The organism is Streptomyces sp. NPDC048659, assembly GCF_040650575.1.
Classification (GTDB): domain Bacteria; phylum Actinomycetota; class Actinomycetes; order Streptomycetales; family Streptomycetaceae; genus Streptomyces.
Genome location: NZ_JBEZHM010000105.1, coordinates 1 through 16,133 on the forward strand (window position 1 = coordinate 1; position 16,133 = coordinate 16,133).

The following is a 16,133-nucleotide window of genomic DNA, read 5'->3' on the forward strand; positions in this document are numbered from 1 at the left end:
GCGACGGTCGGCGCGGTGCGGTCGGCGTGCGCGACGGTCACGGCCGTGTAGGCGACACCGCCGCCCGCGGCGCCGAGCACGAGGACGGCGGGCCGCACGGATGATCCGTGCGGCGCGCTTCTGGCTCGAGGCCGGTCGTTGTGCTGCTACTGCTGCGGGGCGGATCTGGGGGGCCGGCCGCCGACGTTCGTACGGTCCCAGCCCTTCTCCCACTGCTCGACGGCTGCCCGCTCCCACACCCGGCCCGCCTTCGTCCGCGCGAGGAACGGCGGGAAGTCCGGCCTGGCCACAAGGGCGTTCGCCCGCTGGCGGCTGACGCCGAGCATCTCCCCGATCTCCGTGACGCCGACGTGCGCGGAGGTATCCGAATTCGTCATGCCTACGAGGATCAAGCCATCCCACCAGCCTGTCAACGTCTTTCGCTTGTTAACTCGTTGACACAGTAAACCCCTTTACAGCATGGTGGTGGTGCACCGAGCGAGACCACCCACTCACTCCGGGGGAGGCACCCGTGCACGCCCACGACACCGACGAGGACCTGGTCGACGTCGACCCGCACGACCCCGGCGACGGCTCCCTGCCGGTCTTCCGGTGGCGCCAGGCCGGCCCCGGGCTTGCGACCCGCCGCCAGCTGAGGGAGATGGGACTGCGCCCCGGCGGCCAGGAGCCCGTCGCCCGCATCGAGTGCCGCCGCGGCCGACGGTTCGCGTGGCTGTACCGGATCGACCTGGCCAAGCCCAAGCTCCCGATGACCCTCGCCAAGGAAGCCGCGCTCGACAAGGCGATGGCCGCCCGCCAGACCTGCGGCACCTGCCGCCGCCGCTACTTCCACTGCCTCCCTCTGAAAACCCTGGGCTCGTGCCTGGAGTGCCACGACGGCACGCCCGCCGACCCCGCCTCCTACACCGCTCCCCCCGCCCCGCACCTGCTGGCCGCCTGACCCGAGAGGACTACCTCATGCCTGCTCACCGTCCCGCCGTCTTCGCCGCCCTGCTCGGACTGACCCGCGCCGCCAGCGCCGCCGGCGACTTCTGGGTTCAGAACGACTTCTGCGCCCGGGTGAAGGGCGCCTCCGACGACCACCCGGTCACTTACCAGGACCCGGTCACCGAGAAGAAGACGGTCCACGGCACGGCCGACGGCCGTAAGGCGTGCCTGGAGCACTGCCTGACCTACACGGCCACGCAGGCGCTCGTCGCCGGGCTCGGCGCCCGCGCGCTCGGCATCCGGGTCCACCCGGCCGCCGCCGCGGCCGCCCTCGCCATCTCCTTCGGCACCCACTACGCCGCCGACCGGCGCGTCCCGGGCGAGGGCCTGCTGGAGAAGCTCGCCACCAAGACCGGCAAGGGCGGTTTCTACCGGCTCGCGGACTTCGGCATGAACGGGTCTTTCCACTTGGACTCCGCCTGGCACCACGGCTGGGAGACGGTCGCCGCCCTGATCGCCACCACCGGCGCGAAGACCCGGTAACCAGCTGCTCCCGCGCTCTCTCCCGCCCGTGCCGCCCGGCCGGGCACGGCGAACCACCCCGCTGAACCGGCCCGCAGTTCTGCGGGCCGCCCTCTCCCCTCCCCGAAGGAGAACCCGCTGTGCGCGCATCCGTACGCCGCTCCATCCAGGCCCTGCTCGACGGCGCCGACATGGTCACCATGCTGACCGGTGCCGTCAGTGGCGCCGTGGCCGGCTACACCTACTACCCGGCCACCTTCGACGCCGACCTGCGCCTGGCCGCCACCGGCGCCGTCGCGCTCGGCGGCGTCTTCCTCTTCACCACGGTCGCCGACGCGGTGCTCGCCCCGCTGCGCCGCCGCTTCGCCCAGGCCGACGTCGCCGACATGCGGGCCGCCGCCCAGACCCGCGCGGCCGAAGCCCGCGGCGTCGCCGTACCGAGCGGCCTGAGCGAGGCGCTCGACCAGGTCACCGCGGCCGCCGAGGACGACGCCGCGCACCGCGCCGCCCAGGCCGCCTACCGCATCGACCTCAGCGACCAGCTGCTGAACAACCCCGGCCGGTGGCGCGGCTACACCAACGGCGAGGCCACCTACTACCTCGCCCCCGGCACGGTCCTGCACTACAGCCGCGAGGAGAACGAGCGCGGCACCCCCGAGCACCGCTACACCCTCCTGACCGCCGACGACCCGACCCCGGTCCCTATCACCAACGTCCGGGACATCCTCGAGGACCTCGCCCCGCGCGCCCGCAAGACGGCCGAGAACCTCGACGCGGTGACGCCGAGCACGGTCTGACGGCTCCCTGTGCCGCCCCCTGGCCCGCGCACCGCGCGGAGTCCGGGGGCGGTGCGGAGGACCGGACAGCCCGGCCCCGGCCGTCCAACGGCCTCACCACCGCGCAGGAGAACGCCGATGACCGCCACCGTGCTCACCGCCGAGACCCTCATCAGCCGCTACGCCGCCGACATCGCCTACGTCGCGCAGGAGTCCCCGGCCACCGACCTCGCCGCCCTCATCCGCCAGCTCGACACCGCCGCCCCGCGCTACGAGGCGGCCGGCATCAACGGGCACGAGGACCTGGAGACCGCCTCGTCCCACCTCGACGAGGCCCTCAACAGCACCGACGGCACCGCCCGCGACGTGTTCCTGCGCCGCGCCCACGAGCTCCTGCGCCCGCTCGTCGGGGACATGACGCAGGAGTACCGCACCGCGGCCGGCGACTGACCCGAACCGCCCAGGCCGCTCCGCGTGCGCCCCGCCCCTCACGACTGAGGAGGGGCGGGGCGCACGGAGCGGCCACCTCACCGCCGCCCTCGCTCTTCGCCCTCCGGCACTCGCACCACTCCCCCGCGACAGGAGAACTCGCGCTCATGGCCCGTACCTTCACCGCCACGCTCCAGCCGCTCGACACGACCATCCCCGACCCGGCCGTCGTCGTCCTGATCGGCGCCTCCGGCTCCGGCAAGTCGACCATCGCCTCTACCTGGTCGCCGTCCCAGGTGCTGGAGCTCGACGCGTTCCGGGCGATGGTCTCGGACGAGGCCGGAGACCAGGCCGCCACAGCCGACGCCGTCGCCGCCCTGCGGACCGTCCTGGAAGCCCGCCTGACCCGCAAGAAGACGACCGTCATCGACGCCACGAACTGCGAGCGCGCCGTGAGGGCGGGGCTGGTGCAGGCCGCCCGCCGCCACGGCGTTCCGACGGTCGCGGTCCTCATGGGCACCCCGGTCTCCCTCTGCGTCATCCGGCAGACCGCCCGCACCCCCGACCGCGCCGTGCCCGCTGACACCGTCCGCGTCCAGCACGCCGCCGCCGTCACCGCCTTCCCCGGCCTGCGCGCCGAAGGCTTCGACCACGTGGTCTTCGCCGACCAGCTCCACCGCCTGGAGCCGCTGCTGCAGCGGGCCAGCGACGCCCGCCGAGCCGACCTCGGCTGGGACGGCCACTCCGGCCTCGGCTCCCTCCTCCTGGTCCGCAGGATCTTCGGGGACACGGTCCTGCCGCTGTGGCGGTGGGTCGACGGCTCCACGCTCGCCGGCGGCGACCGGGTTGCCGAGATCACCCTCGGCGCCGACCGCCTCCGCCTCGCCCTGCGCCAGGACATCGACGGCGAGGGCGACTACGGCTTCGACCTGCTGACCGCGTGCCCCGTCGACGACGAGTGCACCGCCCCGGCCTGGACCCCCGCCCACTCGGTCACCACGCTCCTCGACGCGATCACCGGCGCCCTCGACGGCGCGGACACCGTCTGCACCGTCCACGGCGGCCCCGACGAGGACGACGACCAGGAGGCCGACGACCTCGAGGACCGCGCGGACCTGGACGCGCAGTACGCGGACGCGATCCGCGCGTAAGCCGCGCCCCCAACGCCTCGCCGGACAACCACAACCCGCCGCGACCCGCCCCGCGCCGGCCGCGCGCTGTCACCCCGGGAAGGACACCCACCCATGAGCATCACGATCACCACCACGTACGGCAACGCGCACAACGTCAGCGACACCAACCCGGCCCACGTCACCAGCTGCGACCGCTACCGGCTGCCCCTCGTCGGCACCATCGCCCCGGGAAACCCTGGCTACGAGGACATGGTCGAGATGCTGCGGGAGAACGGCCACGACACCCGCGACGGATACGGGCTGATCTTCCTGGAGTCCGAGGAGTTCAGCGCGATCTACTTCGGGTCGATCGAGCAGATCGAGCAGTACAAGCGCGACAACGTCGACGGCACGGCGACCTTCGACCCCTCGCAGGGCGTCATGTACGCGCAGTGGCCCCACGGCAAGGGCTGGGACGACTTCATCCCCCGCACCTTCTGGAACCAGGCCCAGCGCGGCGCGATCGCCGACGGCGTCGGTCTCGTCACCGCCTTCGCCCACACCGAGGTCCGGGGGGCCGAGGTCGTCGTCTACGAATTCGAAGGCAAGTGGCTTCCCGACAGCGAGCCGCAGCAGATGGTCACCTACCACTGCACCGCCTGCCACCTCGACACCTTCCACGACAGCGGGCACGTGCACGAGAACACCGGCCCCGACAGCCGCCGCTGGGCCGCCCGCCAGGCCCGCCAGCACATCATCAGCGCCCACCGGCACGGCGTCGGCGACAAGAGCAGCGCCTGCCGCCCCAACAACGGCGAGATGCTCCGCGTCGTGAACGCGGTCGCCCGCGACATGTGGGGCACCCAGGGCAACGCCCTGCCGGACACCGACGACGCGTACTGCGCCACCAAGGGCCCCTGCTCGATCATCCGCGAGCTGCGCGCTGGCATCCGCCCGCCCGTCTACCGCGCCTGACGGACGCTCCGCCCCCCTCCCTCCTTCCGGCTCTCGCCGGGCCGGGCCTCTCCTGAAGGGCCCGGCCCGCTCTTCTCCCGCGTGAGGAACACCCACATGCACCTCGCCCCCTCCGTCGACCGACTGCCCGAGATCCGGGCCCGCCTCGCCGCCCTGCCCGACACCGCCTGGCGCCAGCGCCCCGGCGACAGCGGGCTGATCGAGGACCACACCGGACACCCGGTCGCCATCCTCGGCACCAGCGGCGACGTCCCGCTCCCCGCCGGCGAGTTCATCGCCTGCGCCCCGGCCGACATGGCCTGGCTTCTCGCCGAGGTCACCCGGCTGCGCTGCCGGGACGCCATGGTCACCGCGCTCCACCAGCAGCTCGACCGGTCCGGCCACCTGCTCTCCACCCGGCAGATCGCCGCCGTCATCGGCCACCCCGGCCCCCACAACCACGCCCCCACCGCTGCCGACAGGAGCGCCCGATGACCACCACCGACCCGGCCATGAGGCCCGATCCGCTGGAGCGCCTCGGCGCCGCCCTGATCCAGCGCCTGGGCGGGGCCTGGGTGCCCGCCACCCGGCCCGGCGAGCGGGCGGTCACCCTCCGGCACACCGTCACGGACCGCAGGATCGTCGCCGACCCGTACCAGGGCCAGATCATCCTGCAGGCGCGGACGGAGAACGCCACCGCCTTCACGCCAACCGGCGCCTACACCCCGGACCTGACCGGGCACGAGGACCTCGCGCACTGGATGTCGACCGGAGACCTCACCGACGCGAGCGCCGTCCTGGCCGCCGTGGTCCACCAGCTCCTCGCGCAGCTGCCCGCCGAGCCCGGCGACACCGAGGCCGAGGAGGTCCTCGCGACCCAGGCGAGCGAGCTCGCCGAGAAGAGCACCCAGTTCGCCGCCCAGCTGATCCGCCGGCAGCCCGTCCGGGACGCCGCGCGCGAGATCTACCGCCTGGTCGCCCAGATGGTCGAGACGGCCGACGTCGTCGACGACCACCGCGGCTACTGACCGCCCTGCGCCCGCGAGCGCAACCGTTCCGGCCCGCCGCCCCCGGGCCGGAACAGCCCCCGTCGCTCCCCGTCGTGACCGCGACGGGCTTCCACGCCGCCCCAGCCGCCGAGGCCGGGACGGCGCGGTGGCCCCTCACGCACCAGGCAAGGAAGGAGATGGGTCGTCATGCCGAACCGCGAGTTCTACGAGGTAGACGTCCCGATACACGACACCGCCAACCCGGCTCTGCGGGGGCTGCACGTCTTCACCGGCGTCGCTGACTCCCCGGCCGCGGCCCTGCGCCGCGCGCACGAGGTGTACGACGCCGCGCTTGCCGCGCACACGGCCGGCCTCGAGGTCCCCGGCAAGCAGCCGGACAGCTGGGGAGCGGCCGGGCTGCGGCCCGGCTGGCAGATGGAGTGGACGGCCGCGAAGGCCGGCCCCTGGCACAACCCGCTCAGCTGCACGCCCCGCAGCCACTTCGCGCTGTAGCTCCGCCCCGGGACAGGCGCACCTCGGCGTCCAAACCAGTTCGCCTGCCCCGGGCCACCCATCCCGTACGAGACGAGAGGGAGATCCAAGTATGGCCCCCGTCACGCGCGTTCCGGGCCCGATCGGGCAGCGCGCTCTCCTCATCACCACCCTCGCGGTCCCGCTCACCGGCTGGACCCTCCACGCCCTCACGCTCCACCGGCGCCTCGCGGCCGAGCGCCGCGACCCGCTGACCGGCGCCCAGCGCCGCGCCGCGTTCGAGCGCCGCGCCCAGCGCCTCCTCGCCCGCCACCGGCAGGACTCCCTGCTCTGCCTGGTCGACCTCGACCACTTCAAGGGTCTGAACGACACCCACGGTCACGCCGTTGGCGACGCCGCGCTCGCCGCGACCGGCGAGCGCCTCGCCCGCTGGGCCGGACCCCACGGAGTCGTCGGCCGCCTGGGCGGAGACGAGTTCGCCGTTGCCACCCGCACGGACGCCCTCGTCGGCGAGGACGCGATCGGGCAGCACCTCCAGGCCCTCGTGGACGTTCTGCACGAACCCGTGCCCACCGAGGCCGGGCCCGTCGCGGTCGCCGCGTCGGTCGGCGCCGCCGTCCCCGACTACCTCGGCATCCACGCCCTGCCCGCCCTGATGCGCGGCGCGGACGTCTCGATGTACCGCACCAAGCACTCCGGCCACTACGGCTGGGCGGAGATCGAGGACCTCCAGACGCCGACCGTCAACGGCCGCCGGCAGGGCCGCCCCGGCACCGCGCTGGAGCGTGCCGCATGAGCAACCCCACCCTTCCCGCCGACCCGGGCGCCTGGGTGCGGGGCATCACGATCCGCCAGCCCTGGGCTACCTGCGTCCTTGCCGGGAAGACCATCGAGAACCGGCCCGTGCACTGGCCGTGGCGCGGCTGGCTCCTCCTGCACGCCGGGAAGGCGAAGCCCGCCCCCGCCCTGCTGAGGGACCCGCTGGTCGCCACCGCGATCCGCGGCCGCGACCTGCACACCGGCGCCGTCATCGGCATCGCCCGCCTGACCGACTGCCACCAGGACCCGGCCGGCACCCCGCCCTGCTCCCCCTGGGCCCAGACCGATGCCTGGCACCTGGTCCTGGCCGACGTCCACGAACTCCCGCTGCCGATCCCCACCGTCCGCGGGCAGCTCGGCGCGTGGAAGCCGACGCAAGCCCTCGTCGACCAGGTCCGCCTCCAGCTCCCCCAGCTCACCCCGGAGTCCGCGTCATGAGCCGCACCCACCCCACCGACCCCGCACCCGACCCCCGCTTCCCCTTCCCGCACACCTCCGCCCCGACCCGCTGCCGCCGAGACCCGGCCCTGTTCGACCTCGGCTTCGGCGACCTCAGCGGCGACACGAAGCAGGCGGCGCACAAGAGGCTGGAGCAGGCGCGGCGTTCCTGCTCCGCCTGCCCGGTCGTCACCGCCTGCCTGCGGTGGGCGCTGGTCAACAAGACGCTCACCGTGGAGAACGTCTTCGCGGGCACCACTCCCGCCCAGCGCCGCGTCCTGCGCCGCCGCCTGACCGACCGGCTCGGACCCGACTGGGTCGACGTCCTGGCCGCCCGGGACCAGGCCCGCCGCGAGCGGGCCGAGGCCGCCCGGCACACCCCGCTGCCCGTGTCCCAGGCCCGCATCGTCCACCTCGACCGCGAACTCCACGGCCCCCTCCACGTGCTGCCGCGGCTCACCGCCGAGGAGCAGCGGCTCAACCGCTCCCGGCTCGAGGCCGGCCTCAAGGCCGCGTAGGAGGCGCCCGTGTTCACCGAACTGACCGTCAGCGCCCAGGCCGGAGCGCTGGCCGTGAACCCCAGCCCGGCGCCCGAGCGCGCCGCCGCCGCGCGGACCGTCGCGCGGAACGCCCGCGACAGCACCGACCTCGCGCTCCTCCTGGATGTCCTCGGACTGCCCGCCACCACCCACCCGCTCCCGGAAACCGGAGAACCCGCCACCATGACGACCACCACCGGCACCCTTTCCGCGCACCAGTCCGTCGCGCTGTCGATGCACGCCGACGGCGCCAGCGAGCAGGACATCCGCGAGACCACCGGCCTGACCGAGGCCGAACTGAGCGACCTCATCGCCGACCAGGTCCTCGAACTGCCCCGCGCCGACGCCTTGGTCACCCCGGTGATCGACGTGCCCGTCGTCCCGCTGTCGGGCTCCGACGCCCTCCAGGAGCTGATCGAGTGGGCGGCCGCGCACCCGGCCGCCTCGGTCCGTAAGAGCGCCGCCCGCATCACCGCCGCCCTCACCGAGCTGTCCGCCCGCCGCGACAGCGAGGCCGCGCAGCGCGAGGCGGAGGCCCGCGTCGCCAAGGCCCGCGAGGCGCTGGAGCAGGCGGAGCAGGAGCTGCGGGCCGTGAAGGCCGGCACCCGCAGCCCGGCCGCCATCGCCGCGCCCACCCCGATCCGCACCGGCACCAGCGGCGCCTACAGCCGCGAGGAACTCGCCGCGATCCGGACCTGGGCGCGCGCCAACGGCCACCAGGTCGCCGACCGGGGTCTGCCGAGCAAGACGGTCCTGGACAAGTACGCCGCCGCCCACCCGGCGACCCCGGCCCGGAAGGCGAGCTGACGATGACCGCGATACCCCTGGTCCTCGACGGCTACCTCGACGAGCTCCCCGTCCCCGGCGACGACGGCCTGACCGCCCGCTTCCGGGTGATCTCCTCGCCCACCGACGACGCCGCCGACGAGACCGTCTTCGCCTGCCGCACCGCCGACCCGCACCTCGCGCACGCGCTGATCAACCTGATGCGGCCTGGCGACCTGCTGCGCGTCGGCGGCCACCTCGTCCTGCCCGGCCCGCACACCGAGACCGGCCCGCGGATGGACGTCGACGCCCTGGAGCTCCTGGCCCCCGCGCCCGCCCGGGGCCTCGCCGAGATGGTCCTCGACCGCTACGGCCCCTACCTCGTCGTCTTCGACCCTGCCGTGGACACCGTCCCGGTCTTCACGGAGTCCGGCGCCTGGGTCGGCACTGCCGAGAACGCGGACGCCATCACCGACCTGATCCACGCCCACGAGACCGGCAGCCCGCCGCCCAGCCCCTGAATCCGCACCCCCGCGCGGGGCGGGGCCGCCCGAGACCACCGGCGGCCCCGCCCCGGCGGCCGCGCAGCTGCTCCTCGACCTCACCCGCGCCCGAAGGGACACCTCTTGTGAAGCTCCGCATCGACCACGCCGACCTCGCCGCAGCCGTCAGCTACGCCGCCCGCACCCTGCCCTCCCGGCCCCCCGCCCCCGTCCTGGCCGGCCTGCTCCTGGACGCCACCGGCGACGAGCGCCTGCGCATCCGCGCCTTCGACTACGAGGTCTCCGCCGACACCACCGTCCCGGCCGCCGTCACCACGCCCGGCCGCGCCCTGGTCCCCGGACGGCTGCTGGCCGACATCACCGCCGCCCTCCGCGACGACGTCCACCTCGACCTCGACGGCACCCGCCTCACTGTCCGCGCCGGCTCCGCCCGCTTCACCCTGCCGCTGCTGCCCCTGGAGGAATACCCCGCCCTCCCCGAGCCCGGCGACATCACCGGCACCCTGTCCGCCCCGGCCTTCGCCGAAGCTGTCGCCCAGGTCGCCTGCGCCGTCAGCCGCGAGGAGGCCCTCCCGGTCCTCAACGGCGTCGGCCTGCGCCACGACCACGAGGCCGGCACCCTCACCCTGTCCGCCACCGACCGCTACCGCTACGCCGTACGCACCCTGCCGTGGAAGGACGCCCACCTCCCCGACACCAACACGGTCATCCCCGGCCGCGCCCTCCTCGACGCCGCCAAGGCCGCCGCCGACGGCGCCACCGTCGACCTCGTCCTCCCGGCCGACAGTAACGGCCTGTTCGCCCTGCACGGCGAGCACCACACCACCACCATCCGCTCCCTGAACGGCGAGCTGCCCAAGTACGCCTCGCTGTTCCCCACCGAGTTCGCCCACACCGCCACCGTGGAGATCGCCGCCCTCAAGGCCGCCGTCCAGCGCGTCGCCCTCGTCTCGCCGAAGAAGGACGGCCCGGTCCGGCTCACCTTCACCGGCGACGGCACCCTCGCGCTGGAGAGCGGCACCGGCGACGACGCCCAGGCCCTCGACGCCGTCGACACCGCCCTCGACGGCGCCGAGCTCGCCATCTCCTTCAACCCGACCTTCCTCCTCGACGGGCTGAGCGCGCTGACGACCGAGGCCGTGACCTTCGGCTTCACCTCGCCCACCAAGCCCGCCGTCCTGCGCGGCCACAGCAGCGACGACCAGGCCCTGCGCTACCTCCTCATGCCGATCCGCCAGACCGACTGACCCGCCCCAGGGGCCGGGCCCGCCCCGGCCCCCGTTCCACCCGCCCCGATCCCCACGAGCACCCCTTCAAGGAGCCGACCATGACCGACACCCACGAGAACCACGCGACCATCCGCTACACCGCCGACGTCGTCGCCGTCACCGAAGACGACCGCGTCCTGCTCATCAAGCGCGGCTGGGACCCCTACGAAGGCCACTGGGCGCTCCCGGGCGGACATGTCGATCACGGGGAGACCGGCCTCCAGGCGGCCGTCCGCGAGCTGGAGGAGGAGACCGGCGTCCGCGTCGCCGAGGACGAGCTGCGCCTGGTCGGCGTCTGGGACCAGCCCGACCGCGACCCGCGCGGCCGGTACGTCACCGTCACCTACCTCGCCACCGTCCCCGCCGGCACCCAGGCCACCGCCGGAGACGACGCCCGCGACGCCCGCTGGTGGCCCCTGACCGACCTGCCCCAGGCGCTCGCGTTCGACCACGCCGACATCCTCCGCGCCGTCCTGCGCCCCGCCCGCTGACCCACCGCGCCCGCACCCCGCTGCCCAGCAGCAATACGGCCCGTGCCTCGCCGATCCGGCGGGGTACGGGCCTTTTTTGTTTCCGGCTCGATCTTCTACAGCCCTCGCGCTCGTGCCAGTTGGCGCTCGCCGGATCACCGGGCAGCGCTTTGTGACGTGGTGCCGGTCACTACGCAGGGGAGAGACGTGGCAGCATCTTGCGGAACGTAGCCACTGCATGAGGAGAGAGCCGCGCCGTGCTCATCGCCAACATCAGCCCACGAAGCATGGGCAAGACGACCGACACCGGCATGATGGGACACGCATTCCACGAGGCTGGATACCGCGTGCAGCTGTGGGACGCGGACGAATCCGAGCACCTCACTCAGTGGTCCGAGCTCGCCGGCTTCCCCTTCCCCGTGAAGCACAACGCCTCCGCGAAGTTCGCCGAGGAGTACACCCCGCTCGGGGAAGCCGGGATCGACATCGTCGACGTCGGCCACACCGAGAACCACCCGCACATCGCAGACAGCGTGCTCAAGGTCGCCGACCTGGTCCTCATCCACATGGAACCGTCGATGGCCGACTACCAGCGCGTCCATCAGCCGCGCACCTCCACCCCGGTCAAGACGATGGTCGGCCGCTCCGCGTTCGACAGGCCCTCACGTACGGCCCCGCCGATGTGGGTGCTCCTCAACCGAGTCCGCCCCAACGTTCGGAGCGAGAAGGAGATCCGGGGCCTGCTCGCCGACGACGACTACAACGTGCTCACGGTGAAGATCCCGGTCCTGGACGACATCAAGCAGGCCACCGGTTTCCCGGTGGAAAACGCGGCCCGAGGGCCGTTCGGACAGCTGGTCACCGAGCTGCAGGACCGGGGGCTGATCAAGAGTGTCTAAGCGCCGTGACTTCCGTGCGGCGGCCGGCAAGGGAACCCAGCAGCCTCCCGCTGGCAGCGCGAGCCCTGCGGCGGAGAGCCTGGCCGTGCCGGACCGGCCCGCCGAACCTCCGCAGATGCGCGCCCAGCCCTTCACGATGGAGCACTGGGGCCTGACCTTCCCCGACGTGGACGCCACGCCGGAGACCGCGAACGGCCCGCTCGACGAGCAAGAACAGCGTCTCCTCGCCGAGGCCCACCGCGCCGTCGACAACGCCCGCACGGCCCGCTGGATGCTCGGCTACTCCCTGGAAGTGGTCCGCAGGCGCCGGCTGTACCGCGGCGACGGCACCCGCACCTGGGAGCAGTACCTCCAGCAGGAACACGACGGCCTGTCGACCAGCGAGGCGGATCGCCTCCAGAAGACCTGGCGCCTGGCGCAGACCGTGCAGAAGGAACTCGGCCGGCCCCTGCCCGACAGCCACCTGCGAAAGCTTCAGCCGTACGCGGAGCGCACCAGCGACGAAGAGGCCGCGCGTGCCTACGTCGAGCTGTACTGGGCTCACCAGTCAGGCGGGGTCCGGCTTGTAGCCAACCAGGTTCAGCAGCGAGTGAAGAAGGCGGTGGCGGCCGCCAAGGGAGTCTCCGACCCGGCGGAGCGCAGCCAGGCCATCAGCGCCGCCTGGACGACCGCACCCGAACCGGTGATGCCCACGCAGCGGACCGAAACGAAACCTGAGCAGGGCGGTGTGCCCAGCCGGAGCTCAGACCCCGTAGACGGAGCACTCGAGCTGCTGAACGTGGCGCGGCAGGCAATCGAGAACGCCACGGAGGACAAGGCCGCACGTAAGGCCCGTAGCAGCGAAGAAGCCCAGCGGCAGCAGGACGCCATCCGCCGCATCGGCCGGATCCTCAGCAAGGTGAAGGTCGACGCCGACGCCGCCCCCGATGGCAACGCCGACGCTGACGCCGTCGACGAGGACGGCATCGTCGACGCAGAGCTGGTTGAGGACTGACCCCTGCTGTTGAGCGGGACTTCCCCAATTGGGGAAGTCCCGCGATTTTTGGCGGCAGCAGCTCGGGCGGTCAGCGTGAGGCGACACCCTTGAACCCCGGACCAAGCCCCCGCCGCTTGCCGCGCGCTGCAACAACGGGCCGGGCGGTGAGAGCCGCGATCACCGCCTGGGCCGCCTGCGGGGTGAGGCCGGCGCTCACCTGCCCCGAGGCAAGGACCCGCGCGTAGGCGCCGGTGCCGTGTGCGCGGAGGGCATCGGCGAGTGCGGCGGCCGCGGTCTCCGCCGGCCCGGCGCCCCAGCCGTCATCGTCTCCCTGCTGCGCTTGCCGGGGGAGGGTCTCGCGTCGGCTGAGGAGTACGGCCAGGGCCTGCGCCTCGGGAGCGTCCAGCGTCACGGTGACCAGTGCGGCACCGAGCTGGTGGACACGGTGCCGGGTCAGACCGTGCGCGGCGAGTGCCTGGCGCAGCGCCGCGCTCGTCCCGGCCGTCGCCCTGCCGTCGACGGCTTCGCTCGTCCCGGCTGCGGCCTGTTCGGCGCGCTCGACGACGGCGGCCGCGGCGATCGGCACGACGGAGAGGATCTCCGCGCACTCGGGATCGAGCTGGGCGAGCGCACCGGCTAGGACCTCGAGGGCGGCGGCCACGTCCTCCACCGCGTCCGCGCTCCAGCACGATGGGCCGGCGGCGTCGGCCAGCGTGCACGCCGCGACGACTGCCTCCTCCGCCAGTGCCTCGACCTTGCCCGGCCCGGTAGTCAGCTTCATGTCCCGCCCAACGATGTGACCGCGCGAGGTGGTGCGCGCTGATCACATGATGACGTCCGTGATCCGCTCCATCCCCGGGCCCGTACGACGGCCTTCGGCCAGGGGCCGGTCCAGGATGCTGTGCGTCCCGATCCGGTGCCACACGATGTGGGGGAGCCCGGCGACGACCGCCCGGCCGTACGACCACGTGGCGCGGCCGTCCGGCGCCCAGGTGAGCTCGTAGACGCCCGGCGCGCAGCGGACGCCCTTGATCCGTAAGCCGGGGCGGAACTGGCGGCCGGTGCGCAGGTCCGGCACGAAGGCGTCCAGGACGACGCGGCGGAAGCGCCGGCGCTGGGCGGGGGTGAGGTGCTGGAGGTCGGCGGTGAAGCGGGGGCAGGTCTCGAAGGTGGGCACGGTGGTGTCCTCCGGGCAGCACGACGAAGCCCCCGGCGGGTGCCGGGGGCTGTGTAGGCGGTGCTCGTTGGTGGTGCGTCTTCCTTGGCACGTGGTGGTGCTCAGTGGTGCTTGCTGGTGTCGTTCGGGTCGGGGTGTGAGGGCTGCCGGAGAGCGATGACATTCGCGTCCGGCCCGGTGCCGCTTCCCGCCCGACGGGCACCTGAGAAGAAAGTTCGGCCGCTGCTCCCGCCTGGCGGGACGCCGGGCTGATCGGCCTTTTCTTGCAGGTCAGAGCCGTGTGGCGTGGTCTGCATGACAGTGGATATCAGGGTGATCCGGGCCGGTCAGATGTACCGCTACTTCTTCCGCGAGACCGTCGTCGGCGACGGCCGCCGCCCGGCGCGCACGCCGCTGCGCGAGGCCCAGGAGCAGGCCGGTGTCCCGGTCGGGCGATGGATGGGCCGGGGACTTGCCGCGCTCGGACTCGCACCGGGTGAGGAGGTCACCGAGGCGCAGCTGCGGAACCTCTTCGGCGAGCGGGGCCGCCACCCGGACGCGGACCGGATCGAGGCCGAGCGGCTCGCCGCGGGCGACTCCCCGAAGAAGGCGTTCAAGGCAGGCGCCCTCGGACGCCGTGTGATGGTCACCGGGGTGGACTTCGTGTTCCGTCCGCAGCCGACGATCTACCTCCTGTGGGCGTTCGGGGATGAGGAGACCGGGCGGCTGATCGAGGCCGCGCACGAGCGGGCGATCGTACGGGTGCTGGAGTGGATCGAGGACGAGGTCGCGGTGATCCGGTACGGCAAGGACGGCATCTACCGGGTCCGGCCGCCCGGCGGTCTGGTCGCCGCCCGCTTCCGCCACTACGAGGCTCGTTCCGGGCGGCCCTTGCTCCATGACCATCTTCTTCTGAGCGTGAAGGGGCAGCGTTTGGACGGTAAGTGGGGCTCGATCCACACCACGGCCCTGCACGAGAACACCGTGGCGGCCTCCGCGCTCTACAACGAGCTCGTGGCCGCGGAGGTCTGCGAGGCGCTGGGGCTGGCGACCGAGCCGCGGATCGTCACCCCGGGGCGCCGGCCGGTGATGGAGATTGCCGGGGTGCCGCACGAGCTGATCCGCTGGACTGCCCGGCGCAGCGACCAGATCGCCGCCTGCCTCGCCGAGCTGGAGCACGAGTACGTCACCGCCGTCGACGACGACGGCGAGCTGAAGTTCCTGCCCGTGGTCTCCGAGCGGGCCCGCGCCAAGATGAACCAGATCGCCGCCCGCAAGACCCGCCCGCCCAAGCGGAAGACCCAGCCGCTCGCGCAGCTGCGCGCCTGGTGGAAGGTGAGCGCCATCCTCACCTCCAAGGTCGCCGCCGACGTCATCACCAACCTCCTCGAGCACGCCCGCGCCGCGGCCGCCGCGATCCGGGCCCGCGTCGCGGCCGTGGTCGACGTCGCCCTGGCGGCCGTCGACGTCACCGCGACGGTGTTCGTGATGAACGACGGCGGCCGCTTCCACCGTCGGCACCTGCTCGCCGAAGCCCGCCGCCACCTCGCCCTGGTCCTGCGCGGCCGCCGCCGCGACCCCGGCCTGGACGAGGAGATCGTGGCCGCCGCCATCTCCACCCACTGCCTGGACATCAGCGAGCCGACAACCACCATCGGCCTGCTGGCGGACTACCGCCTCTACACCGCCCGGTGGGACCTGGCCGACCTCCCCGCCCGGCCCCGCCCACCCACTCCCGCGCCCGACCCGGACCGGCAGCCCCCGGCCGATCCCGGCGAGCCGGCTGCGCTCCGGCCGCCGGGCCAGGATGCGGGGGAGTGGGAGATCCCGCGCATCCCGCTCCAGTACGACCGTGCCGTCCTCGCCGGTGCGGTGGTGCGGGAGAAGCTGCGCACCACCACGACCGCCGCCGTGCGGGGCCGGGCGTACGACGTCGTCGCCCACCAGCAGGCAGCGATGCCCGAGCAGCTGCTCGCGCCCGAGCCAGCCGACCCCGAGCACGACGACCAGGAGCCGGAAGCCGGTCGCGGGGACGCGATCGACATGACGGCGCTGCGGGCCCTGCGGAAGTCCCGCACGGACGTGGAAGCCCTCGATCT

22 protein-coding genes are annotated in these 16,133 nt (G+C 73.4%); 19 read left to right on the top strand and 3 right to left on the bottom strand.

Annotated features, from left to right (window positions below):
• Positions 1-146: 146 nt before the first annotated feature.
• The gene (locus tag AB0C99_RS38375) at positions 147-377 is read right to left on the bottom strand and encodes a hypothetical protein (protein ID WP_362484954.1); all 231 of its coding nucleotides are present in this window, start codon (positions 375-377) and stop codon (positions 147-149) included.
• Between the two features lie 134 nt (positions 378-511).
• Between AB0C99_RS38375 and AB0C99_RS38380 the strand changes: the two genes are divergently transcribed.
• The 18 genes from AB0C99_RS38380 to AB0C99_RS38465 all read left to right on the top strand — a co-directional run bounded on the left by AB0C99_RS38380 (position 512) and on the right by AB0C99_RS38465 (position 12,896).
• Entirely contained in the window at positions 512-940 is a 429-nt protein-coding gene (locus tag AB0C99_RS38380; protein WP_362484956.1) for an RRQRL motif-containing zinc-binding protein, read from the top strand.
• A gap of 17 nt (positions 941-957) precedes the next feature.
• Positions 958-1,470, top strand: coding sequence for a hypothetical protein (locus AB0C99_RS38385; protein WP_362484958.1), 513 nt, complete (start codon positions 958-960; stop codon positions 1,468-1,470).
• Between the two features lie 119 nt (positions 1,471-1,589).
• Positions 1,590-2,246 (top strand): hypothetical protein, encoded by a 657-nt coding sequence (locus AB0C99_RS38390; RefSeq protein WP_362484959.1) that lies wholly within the window; start codon positions 1,590-1,592, stop codon positions 2,244-2,246.
• A 117-nt stretch (positions 2,247-2,363) separates the two neighbouring features.
• Positions 2,364-2,675, top strand: coding sequence for a hypothetical protein (locus AB0C99_RS38395; RefSeq protein ID WP_362484961.1), 312 nt, complete (start codon positions 2,364-2,366; stop codon positions 2,673-2,675).
• Between the two features lie 146 nt (positions 2,676-2,821).
• Positions 2,822-3,805, top strand: coding sequence for an AAA family ATPase (locus AB0C99_RS38400; protein WP_362484963.1), 984 nt, complete (start codon positions 2,822-2,824; stop codon positions 3,803-3,805).
• A 93-nt stretch (positions 3,806-3,898) separates the two neighbouring features.
• Complete coding sequence (locus AB0C99_RS38405; protein WP_362484965.1) at positions 3,899-4,741, top strand: hypothetical protein; 843 nt, start codon at positions 3,899-3,901, stop codon at positions 4,739-4,741.
• 96 nt (positions 4,742-4,837) lie between these two features.
• Complete coding sequence (locus AB0C99_RS38410) at positions 4,838-5,215, top strand: hypothetical protein (RefSeq protein ID WP_362484968.1); 378 nt, start codon at positions 4,838-4,840, stop codon at positions 5,213-5,215.
• Positions 5,212-5,748 (top strand): hypothetical protein, encoded by a 537-nt coding sequence (locus AB0C99_RS38415; RefSeq protein WP_362484969.1) that lies wholly within the window; start codon positions 5,212-5,214, stop codon positions 5,746-5,748. Before AB0C99_RS38410 ends, AB0C99_RS38415 begins: the two co-directional genes overlap by 4 nt.
• A gap of 168 nt (positions 5,749-5,916) precedes the next feature.
• Positions 5,917-6,222: a hypothetical protein gene (locus AB0C99_RS38420; RefSeq protein ID WP_362484971.1), complete on the top strand. Its 306-nt coding sequence runs from the start codon at positions 5,917-5,919 to the stop codon at positions 6,220-6,222.
• 91 nt (positions 6,223-6,313) lie between these two features.
• Positions 6,314-6,997: a GGDEF domain-containing protein gene (locus AB0C99_RS38425; RefSeq protein ID WP_362484972.1), complete on the top strand. Its 684-nt coding sequence runs from the start codon at positions 6,314-6,316 to the stop codon at positions 6,995-6,997.
• On the top strand, positions 6,994-7,458 hold the full coding sequence (locus AB0C99_RS38430; RefSeq protein WP_362484974.1) for a hypothetical protein: 465 nt from the start codon (positions 6,994-6,996) through the stop codon (positions 7,456-7,458). The genes AB0C99_RS38425 and AB0C99_RS38430 overlap by 4 nt, the downstream gene beginning before the upstream one ends.
• Positions 7,455-7,976, top strand: coding sequence for a WhiB family transcriptional regulator (locus AB0C99_RS38435; protein ID WP_362484976.1), 522 nt, complete (start codon positions 7,455-7,457; stop codon positions 7,974-7,976). Before AB0C99_RS38430 ends, AB0C99_RS38435 begins: the two co-directional genes overlap by 4 nt.
• Positions 7,977-7,985: 9 nt before the next feature.
• Positions 7,986-8,804, top strand: coding sequence for a histone-like nucleoid-structuring protein Lsr2 (locus AB0C99_RS38440; protein WP_362484978.1), 819 nt, complete (start codon positions 7,986-7,988; stop codon positions 8,802-8,804).
• A 2-nt stretch (positions 8,805-8,806) separates the two neighbouring features.
• Positions 8,807-9,283, top strand: a complete 477-nt coding sequence (locus tag AB0C99_RS38445; RefSeq protein ID WP_362484980.1) for a hypothetical protein — start codon at positions 8,807-8,809, stop codon at positions 9,281-9,283.
• Positions 9,284-9,390: 107 nt separating this feature from the next.
• Positions 9,391-10,512 (top strand): DNA polymerase III subunit beta, encoded by a 1,122-nt coding sequence (dnaN, locus tag AB0C99_RS38450; protein WP_362484982.1) that lies wholly within the window; start codon positions 9,391-9,393, stop codon positions 10,510-10,512.
• An 80-nt stretch (positions 10,513-10,592) separates the two neighbouring features.
• Positions 10,593-11,024 carry an NUDIX hydrolase gene (locus AB0C99_RS38455; RefSeq protein ID WP_362484984.1) on the top strand — a complete coding sequence of 144 codons (432 nt, stop codon included), beginning with the start codon at positions 10,593-10,595 and terminating at the stop codon, positions 11,022-11,024.
• 236 nt (positions 11,025-11,260) lie between these two features.
• Positions 11,261-11,902 carry a plasmid partition protein gene (locus AB0C99_RS38460; protein WP_228874046.1) on the top strand — a complete coding sequence of 214 codons (642 nt, stop codon included), beginning with the start codon at positions 11,261-11,263 and terminating at the stop codon, positions 11,900-11,902.
• A 115-nt stretch (positions 11,903-12,017) separates the two neighbouring features.
• Positions 12,018-12,896 (top strand): hypothetical protein, encoded by an 879-nt coding sequence (locus AB0C99_RS38465; RefSeq protein WP_362484986.1) that lies wholly within the window; start codon positions 12,018-12,020, stop codon positions 12,894-12,896.
• Between the two features lie 70 nt (positions 12,897-12,966).
• Here AB0C99_RS38465 and AB0C99_RS38470 read toward each other — a convergent pair whose 3' ends face one another.
• Positions 12,967-13,659, bottom strand: a complete 693-nt coding sequence (locus AB0C99_RS38470; protein ID WP_362484989.1) for a hypothetical protein — start codon at positions 13,657-13,659, stop codon at positions 12,967-12,969.
• A 42-nt stretch (positions 13,660-13,701) separates the two neighbouring features.
• The gene (locus AB0C99_RS38475; RefSeq protein WP_362484990.1) at positions 13,702-14,055 is read right to left on the bottom strand and encodes a hypothetical protein; all 354 of its coding nucleotides are present in this window, start codon (positions 14,053-14,055) and stop codon (positions 13,702-13,704) included.
• 294 nt (positions 14,056-14,349) lie between these two features.
• On the opposite strand from AB0C99_RS38475, the gene mobF reads away from it, so the two are divergent.
• The coding region (gene mobF, locus AB0C99_RS38480; protein WP_362484991.1) for a MobF family relaxase at positions 14,350-16,133 on the top strand (1,784 nt) is incomplete at its 3' end.